Raw genomic sequence first — 7,603 nt, 5'->3', positions numbered from 1 at the left:
GTGGTGATGTAGACCATGTGGCCGGTCTGGAAAAAGCGATAGTTGATGTTGCTCTGGAGCGACTGTGGAATCTGCAGGTGCTTGTCCTCATAGGTCGCGCCAAAGTAAGTGCAGCCCAGATCGTAATAGCCACCCATGAGCAGCACCTTCAATTTCGGATTGCGCTTCATGGCCATGGCCAAGTCAGGCATGACGTTCACGCTTGAGTCGTCCCATCCTTGCCCCATGCCTGGCGGCACATGCTTGAGGTCCCAGTTGAAACCGTTGGCTTCGCGCGCACTGGGCTTGTAGGTCAGGTTCTCGCCGTACTTGAGGGTCACGCGGGCGTACTGGTTGATGGCGGTGTTGTACGCAGAGGACGTGGCCGAGCCAAAGGGATCGTACTGAGCACTTTCGCTGAGGGGATCGATGTCGGGCCCTTGATAACGGGTGTCGAGACGGCCGGTGGTGATGCCCATCTCCGACTGCAGTTCCTTTGAAAACTCGCCGCCGCTTACACGGAGATTGGCTTTGATCCAGTAGGCCGCGGGAACGCCCGTATAGCTTTCAAGCTTTGCGGCGACATCTTTTTTCTGCGCATCGGCGAGGTCGGCGCCCTGAAGCAGAGCCGCGGCATAGGCGCCTAGTGAGAACTGCTCAACCTCTTTCAGAAATGGCTCGAGCGTCGCGGGCTGGTTGGGGACGCGGTGGTGATACCACGCGGTGGCAGCCATCGACGGCAACGCGAGGAAGTAGCCGTTATCGGTGCCGGGATTGCCTTGCGGGTCGTCCGCGCTCGAGTCGAAGCTGAGGATCTGCGAGAGGAAGATGGAGCCGTTGAGATCGAGATGGCGTTGCAGCAGGTTGGTCAGAATCGCCGTGCGCGTGGTGCCGTAGCTTTCGCCAAAAAGATACTTCGGGGAGTTCCACCGATCGTACTTCGATAGGAAGCGCCGAATAAAGCGGTCGAACGCGTGCGCGTCCGGATCGGTTCCATAGAATGCCTTGCCGGCGTCTTTGCCGTAGATGCGGCTGAAGCCGGTGCCGGGAGCATCGATGAAGACCAGGTCGCTGACGTCGAGCAGACTGTATTCGTTAGGCACGATCTGGTAGGGCGCGCCTTCCTGGTGGGCAGAATCCTGTGGGAGGACCAGTCGCATCGGGCCGAACGCGCCCATGTGGAGATACATGGTGGCGCTGCCGGGTCCGCCGTTGTAGAGGAAGGTGATGGGCCGGTTCTTCGCAGGGTTCTTCTGAAAGTAGGCAGTGTAGAAGAGGCGCGCGGTGGCGGGGCGATCTTCCGGCTTGGTGCTCATGTCGATGGTGGCGTCGGGCAGGTATTTGCCGTCGAAGCCGATCATTGCGTCTTGCGGATCAGTGGAGCCTACGGTGAGTGTGCCCGCGATGGCGCGGTACTCAATGGTCTGGCCGCCAACTTTGAGCGAGCCTTCAGTAATGGAGTCGGCTGGAGCGTCGGGGGTGATTTTGGCTTCAGATTTGCCCTCGGATTTGGCGGCGGATGGCGCGGCGTTGTTCTGCGCGCATGCGAAAGAAGCGGCAAAAACGCCGATCGCGAGAGCGGCAAACCAGCGACTGCAAGCACGATGCTGCATAGTGGGGAAGACCTCCTGGAATGATTCGTCGGTAGCCGGAGTATACCTGAGCGTGGCCTGAAACCTTCTGAGGATGCAGCGACGTCGGTAATCCTGATCAAAATCACTTGACTTCACGTGTACTATGCGTAATAGTACACACGTGATCCCGTTCCGTGTTCAATTCCGCGCTGGTCTCTCGCTGTTTGAGCAAGTTGTTTATGCCTCAAAGAAGGCGATGGTCTCAGGCCAACTGCGCCCGGGCGATACGTTTCCGTCCGTCAGGACTCTTAGCAAGGAACTCAAGATCAATCCCAATACGGCGGCGAAGATCGTGGCACACCTTGTGAATGAAGGATTACTGGAGACGCGACCCGGCGTCGGCACCGTCGTCGCCGCTCTTCCTGACTCCACCCGGAAGGAGCGCACGCAATTGCTCGGGCACGAAATCGAGGAGATTGTCGTGGAGGCCAAGCGATTAGGAATCGGCCTTGACGAGATGCTCGATTCCATAACGGATCACTGGAAGCGCCTGACACGCGAGAACACAGGCGGCAGCACGCCTGACGATGGAGGCCATAGAGAGCGATGAAACTCGCCATCCGAACAGAAAAGCTGTCACGCAGATTTGGGAGAACGGTGGCTGTCGACGGCGTCGACCTCGCGGTACCCGAGGGCGCTATTTATGCGCTGGTCGGCGCGAACGGTGCAGGAAAGACCACGATCATCAAGATGCTGATGAACATCTTCAGCCCCAGCGACGGACATGCGGAAGTTCTCGGAACAGATGCGAGACACCTGGCGGGCAAAGCGTTCACGCGCATCGGTTATGTTTCAGAGAACCAGGAAATGCCTGAATGGATGACGACGGGCGCCATGCTCGCCTATTGCAGATCGTTCTATCCGCAGTGGGATGCCGCGCTCGAGCAGCAACTGGTACGGCAGTTCGATCTGCCTTTGAAACGCAAGCTCAAGCATCTTTCGCGCGGCATGCGGATGAAGGCTGCGTTCGCAAGCTCACTGGCCTATCGGCCCTCTCTGATCGTGCTGGACGAACCGTTCTCCGGACTCGATCCGCTGGTGCGGGATGAACTGATCGAGGGCCTGCTCGACCGGGCACCTGAGACCACCATCTTCCTCTCAAGTCATGACCTCGGCGAAATTGAAACCTTTTCGAGCCACGTTGGATTTCTGGAACAGGGCCGCCTGCTCTTTTCTGAAGAAATGCCGATCCTGTCGAATCGCTTTAGAGATGTAACTGTAACGCTGGAACGTCCGTCATCTCTTCCCGACAATCGCCCCGCATCGTGGTTGCAGCCGGAGATCGCAGATTGCGTCGTACGCTTTGTTCACAACAATTACAAAGAGCAGATTACGGAGCGGGAGCTGGCGGAGTTCTTCCCTACGGCTCGCAGTTTCTCACTCGACCCCATGCCGCTTCGTTCCATCTTTCTGGCCGTAGCCAAATCCGGTCGCAATCAGAGGTCGTCGGGTGCAAATGAAGCGAGGAGGATCAACGCATGAAGCAGATCCTGCATATCTTCGTGAAAGACGCCCGCCACCAGTGGCTTGAGATCCTGATCTCAATCGCCGCGATTGCAGCTCTGGTGTTGACTTGTCACTATCGGTGGCGGATCGGAGCGATGCCGTATGGCAGCAATATCGGGTTTTTGCCATTTGCAGGGTCAGTGAGCGACTTGCCGTCTCTCCTGGTTCTTGTCGTTCCATTAAGCTGGTGGCTGTTGATTTCTCCCCTGGTTCACGCGGAGAAACTTGTTGGCGATCGCCAGTTCTGGATCACGCGTCCTTATGAGTGGAAGAAATTGCTCGCGGCGAAAGTGCTGTTCCTGGTTGTGTCTCTCTATGTCCCTCTTTTGATTGCGCAGTGCGTGATGCTGGCTGAAGCGGGGTTCAGGCCATTTCCCTCTTTCCGCGGCCTTCTCTACGATTCGTTCCAGCTCACGTGCTTCCTGGTGCTCCCGTTGGTCGCTCTGGCAACGGTCACGAGGAACTTCGCACGGATGACGCTGGCAGTGTTGGGCGCGGTAGTTTGTCTCATTGCGATTGTGCTACTGACTGCGTACGCTCCTCCCGACAGAATCGCAATTCCGCATCAAGGCGAGATGATCGTCTTTCTTGCATTTGGTCTTTGTCTGGCCGTGGTCATCGTGCAGTATTGGCGTCGAAGCGTCAGGGTTTCCTGGCTTCTACTAGCTTCGCTGGTGGTGCTGTTTGGCGCATTCAACATGGGCGGCGCTCCCGACAATGCCCTGATGGACCGCAACTATCCTCCAAGCCAACGGTCAATCGCAGCGGCGCAGTTCACCTATCAAGAAAAAGAAGGATCTGAAGCGTCTGCCTTGGTGGCGCAAAGACGTGACCGGGTGGGAATCTCAATGCCCGTTCTCGTCTCCGGCATGCCCGATGGGACAGTCACGATCCCGGATTTCATGAAGGTTACGCTCCAAACTCCGGCGGGCGCGCGCTGGACTTCCGTGTGGCAGTCCATCTCAATGAACAAATTCTTCCCTGGAGAAAGGGTGGTGGCCAACGCGCAATTCACAATGCCGCGCGCAGTCTATGACGAGTTCATTGGCAAGCCACTCAGCGTGCAAATAACATTCGCTCTCACTCAGGCGCGCGCGGAGAATAAGGAACAATTTACCCTCGGCCAGGATGACTTTGCCGTGTCGGGTGTAGGCATTTGCACACCGATCACGGGCTTTGCCACACGTCCCGACGAGGTCGGAGGTGTCGCTTGCCGGGCACCCCTGCGGCACCCCGGACTGACGCTTGTCAGCTCGGCCTGGTCCGCTGCCCCGTGCAGTGGCACATCGACGAAGACTGACGACAATGTGCAAACCGCGGCGTGGATCGGGTCGCTCGAAAAAGAGTCCGCGGAACTCGGCATTGTTCCGATCTGGTTAGCCTCAATCAATTTCACCAATCAATTTGTGATGGAAAATAACCGGCCTGCGAAGGTGCGGCACTTTTGCTCCGGAACTCCACTAACCTTCACCAGATACACATTGACGGGGCGTACCCAGGCAACATTTTGGATGAACGGCTTTCAACTTCCTCGCCTGAATGCCGGCCAGGTCACAGTGATCAACAACGATTGATCGTCGCAGAGGATTCAATAAGCTCGCGCAGTTCGCGGCTCCCGATTCGCACTCAAATGGTGAGCAAGCGGGGGCGGAAGAGTTTGCGAAGATGAAGGCGCGGCGATGCCGGCTTGCGCGCTTAGAAAAGCAGATTGTTGAGAGGGCCAAAGAGAAACGAGACGGATATGCCGGCTCGCGCCGGCATGCGTCTGCGACAACCACGGCCGCGATTAGCCTGCGATGGCGTTGGCGGTTTGGTCGCTGTTCTCGATCAGGGGGCGAAAAGCGTTGATGAGATTTTCGACCTGGGCTTTTTGCAGCCGGAGGAGATCGAACTTCCGTGTGATCTCGTTCAGCTCGGTCATGGCTTGTTCGTAGGCGACGCGATAGGGATCCATGTTTTCTTCTCCACTTGGCGAAGTGTAGCATCGGAAAACAGCAGAAAATCAAAGGTATGGAGCAGTTAACCATCCTAAAGTAATGGGTGGTATTTCAAAGCGCCATGCCCAAGAAGTGCTTCAGGGACTTAAGGTTGAGGCCAGGTGATGAATCACGGGCTGGGTGGTATCTTCGCACCGCAGCCCGTAACGCTAGCCACCCCCCACTTTCCGTTCCGGGTCGTTCAGGCTAGACACCTGAGCAGTTTTGATGAACGCTGTGTTCAGAGCTTTGTGAGAGCTATCGTAACCGGAGTCTTGCGTGAATAAAGTGCCTTGTGCCGGGCAGAGGGTAACGGAAGTTTGCCTGTATGATTTGCGCTGGATGAAGGCGCATGGATGAAGATTTCGATTCGAGCTGCGGTGGAGGCCGACGCGGGCGCGATTGCGCATGTGCACGTGGAAAGCTGGCAAACGACATACGCGGGAATCGTGCCCGATGCGTACCTGGCCGGCCTTGATGAATCTTTGCGCTCCAAATTGTGGAGCGAGTGGCTGAGCAGCAGTGCGCTGGTGTTTGTTGCGGAGTGGGGTGGACGCGTGGTGGGGTTCGCGCATGGAGGGACGAATCGCGAACCGGTGGGGCAGTGCGATGCGGAGCTCTACTCGCTCTATTTGCTGAAGGAAGCGCAGAAGAGGGGAATCGGCGCCGAGCTTTTGCGAGCCATGGCAACTGCACTCCTGGAGCTCAATTTCAAAAGCATGGCGGTGTGGGTGTTGGAGCAGAATCGCTCCCGCAGTTTTTATGAACGGACGGGGGCGCAGCTGGCGACGTCGAAGGTGATTGATATTGGCGGCACGAAACTGATGGAGGTCGCCTATACCTGGCCGGACCTGAAGGTGTTGGCGCTCCGAGTGTAGGGGCACTGGCGGGGAAGCAAGATTCTAGCGACCGTGAGACCGAGTCGAAAGCGGCCGCAGTAATCCGGGACCGAAGCCAAACCACAAATGACCTGGTCGAAAAAGCCAAGGGCCGGGTTATTGGCCCAGCCCTTGCTTCTGTCTGCTAGATTCTGCCAAAATCCGTGGCTTACAGCGGCTGAACGTCCGCGGCCTGCCAGCCCTTGGGTCCCTTTACGACGTTGAACTGCACGGCTTGGCCTTCCTGCAGACTCTTGAACCCGCTCGAGTTGATTGCAGAGTAGTGCACGAAGACGTCCTCACCGTTCTGGCGCGAAATAAATCCGAAACCTTTCGCGTCATTGAACCACTTCACAGTACCTTGTTCCATTTTCTTAGTGTTTCCTGGTATTGAATTGCGCTGGATGAATCGGAGCGACCACTGGCAGAATCTTGCTGGTTCGACGCTTCAGGAAGATCCTGAAACGCTATGGGCGAGCTACTGCACACGCCCGGTTCGACTCTAACGCTGCCGACAGTGTACCATCCCACCGCAAATTAATCGGCCGTGTTTGCGGCACGAAAGTCGCTGGTAAAGACTGCAAAATTCACTATGCTGCTGAAAATGAGCGGCTTACGGCAGCAGGTTTCTCTGTGATAGGGTGGAGGGTCGCCATGCCCTATGATCTCGTCCCTGACCTGTTGGCCCATGCCACGGAACTACTGAAGCGCGAGTTTGGTTCGCTGCCTGCGTTCGAACCTGCGCGAGAAAGCGATGCAGACTCCGGCGCGATCGCGGCGGTGCTGGACGAGACGGCGCGGCGACTGGGGGACAACTTCCCCTACTTCCATCCACTTTATGCCGGGCAGATGCTGAAACCGCCACATCCGGTGGCGCGGGCGGCCTATGCGCTGGCCATGACAATCAATCCGAACAATCACGCCCGGGATGGGGGGCGGGCCAGCTCCGCCATGGAAATTGAGGCGGTGGCGGAGATTGCAGGGATGTTTGGATGGAGCGAGTACATGGGACATCTGACATCGGGCGGGACGATGGCGAATCTGGAAGCCCTGTGGGTGGCCGGACAGATCGCGCCGGGGAAGCGAATCGTAGGGTCGGAGCAGGCGCACTATACGCACAATCGCATTTCGGCAGTATTGAAGCTGGAATATGGCTCTGTCCCGGCGGACGCGCGGGGGCGGATGCGCCTGGATGCCCTGGAAGATGAGCTGCGCAAGGGCAATGTGGGCACCGTAGTAGTTACGCTGGGGACCACGGGGATCGGGGCGGTGGATCCACTGCCGGAGATTTTCTCGCTGCGGGAGCGGTATGGGTTCCGGATGCATGTGGATGCGGCCTATGGCGGATATTTCAAGCTCATCGAGGAGCGGCTGGAGGAGCCGGCGCGGCGGGCGTATGCGGCGATCAGCCAGGCTGATTCGATTGTGATCGACCCGCACAAGCATGGCCTGCAGCCCTATGGGTGTGGGTGCGTGCTGTTCCAGGACCGGGGGGTGGGGCGGTTCTATAAGCACGATTCACCGTATACGTACTTCACTTCAAAAGAGTTGCATCTGGGAGAGATCAGCCTGGAGTGCTCCCGGGCCGGGGCGGCGGCGGTGGCTTTGTGGGCGACACAGAGGCTTTTGC

8 protein-coding genes are annotated in these 7,603 nt (G+C 57.7%); 5 read left to right on the top strand and 3 right to left on the bottom strand.

All coding sequences use genetic code 11. From position 1 onward, the window contains the following. On the bottom strand, positions 1-1,592 hold a 1,592-nt coding region (locus WA354_RS02680; RefSeq protein WP_472811465.1), incomplete at its 3' end, for a S10 family peptidase. Between the two features lie 124 nt (positions 1,593-1,716). Between WA354_RS02680 and WA354_RS02675 the strand changes: the two genes are divergently transcribed. From WA354_RS02675 to WA354_RS02665, 3 genes are read left to right on the top strand one after another with little or no spacing between them, the layout of a single operon-like run. Continuing rightward, positions 1,717-2,163 carry a GntR family transcriptional regulator gene (locus WA354_RS02675; protein ID WP_472811464.1) on the top strand — a complete coding sequence of 149 codons (447 nt, stop codon included), beginning with the start codon at positions 1,717-1,719 and terminating at the stop codon, positions 2,161-2,163. After that, positions 2,160-3,095, top strand: coding sequence for an ABC transporter ATP-binding protein (locus WA354_RS02670; protein ID WP_472811463.1), 936 nt, complete (start codon positions 2,160-2,162; stop codon positions 3,093-3,095). The genes WA354_RS02675 and WA354_RS02670 overlap by 4 nt, the downstream gene beginning before the upstream one ends. Beyond that, on the top strand, positions 3,092-4,693 hold the full coding sequence (locus WA354_RS02665) for a hypothetical protein (protein ID WP_472811462.1): 1,602 nt from the start codon (positions 3,092-3,094) through the stop codon (positions 4,691-4,693). Before WA354_RS02670 ends, WA354_RS02665 begins: the two co-directional genes overlap by 4 nt. A gap of 212 nt (positions 4,694-4,905) precedes the next feature. Here WA354_RS02665 and WA354_RS02660 read toward each other — a convergent pair whose 3' ends face one another. Beyond that, on the bottom strand, positions 4,906-5,073 hold the full coding sequence (locus WA354_RS02660) for a hypothetical protein (RefSeq protein ID WP_472811461.1): 168 nt from the start codon (positions 5,071-5,073) through the stop codon (positions 4,906-4,908). 378 nt (positions 5,074-5,451) lie between these two features. On the opposite strand from WA354_RS02660, the gene WA354_RS02655 reads away from it, so the two are divergent. Next, the gene (locus tag WA354_RS02655; protein WP_472811460.1) at positions 5,452-5,973 is read left to right on the top strand and encodes a GNAT family N-acetyltransferase; all 522 of its coding nucleotides are present in this window, start codon (positions 5,452-5,454) and stop codon (positions 5,971-5,973) included. 169 nt (positions 5,974-6,142) lie between these two features. Here WA354_RS02655 and WA354_RS02650 read toward each other — a convergent pair whose 3' ends face one another. Beyond that, positions 6,143-6,343, bottom strand: a complete 201-nt coding sequence (locus WA354_RS02650) for a cold-shock protein (RefSeq protein WP_026444771.1) — start codon at positions 6,341-6,343, stop codon at positions 6,143-6,145. Positions 6,344-6,627: 284 nt separating this feature from the next. Between WA354_RS02650 and WA354_RS02645 the strand changes: the two genes are divergently transcribed. Beyond that, positions 6,628-7,603 (top strand): pyridoxal phosphate-dependent decarboxylase family protein (locus WA354_RS02645; RefSeq protein WP_472811459.1); only part of this gene is annotated, 976 nt, incomplete at its 3' end.

Origin of the sequence: Occallatibacter sp., from assembly GCF_049802275.1 — a bacterium.
In the GTDB taxonomy this organism is placed as follows: Bacteria; Acidobacteriota; Terriglobia; order Terriglobales; family Acidobacteriaceae; genus Telmatobacter.
Note: the sequence above shows the minus strand (reverse complement) of the source record. Positions and strands in the feature narration are given on the sequence as shown.

What these genes read in the sequence shown, in the direction of transcription:
- WA354_RS02650 (WP_026444771.1), bottom strand. Translation starts at nt 6,343, where the DNA reads ATGGAACAAGGTACTGTGAAGTGGTTCAATGACGCGAAAGGTTTCGGA.
- WA354_RS02655 (WP_472811460.1), top strand. Translation starts at nt 5,452, where the DNA reads ATGAAGATTTCGATTCGAGCTGCGGTGGAGGCCGACGCGGGCGCGATT.
- WA354_RS02670 (WP_472811463.1), top strand. Translation starts at nt 2,160, where the DNA reads ATGAAACTCGCCATCCGAACAGAAAAGCTGTCACGCAGATTTGGGAGA.
- WA354_RS02665 (WP_472811462.1), top strand. Translation starts at nt 3,092, where the DNA reads ATGAAGCAGATCCTGCATATCTTCGTGAAAGACGCCCGCCACCAGTGG.
- WA354_RS02660 (WP_472811461.1), bottom strand. Translation starts at nt 5,073, where the DNA reads ATGGATCCCTATCGCGTCGCCTACGAACAAGCCATGACCGAGCTGAAC.
- WA354_RS02675 (WP_472811464.1), top strand. Translation starts at nt 1,717, where the DNA reads ATGCGTAATAGTACACACGTGATCCCGTTCCGTGTTCAATTCCGCGCT.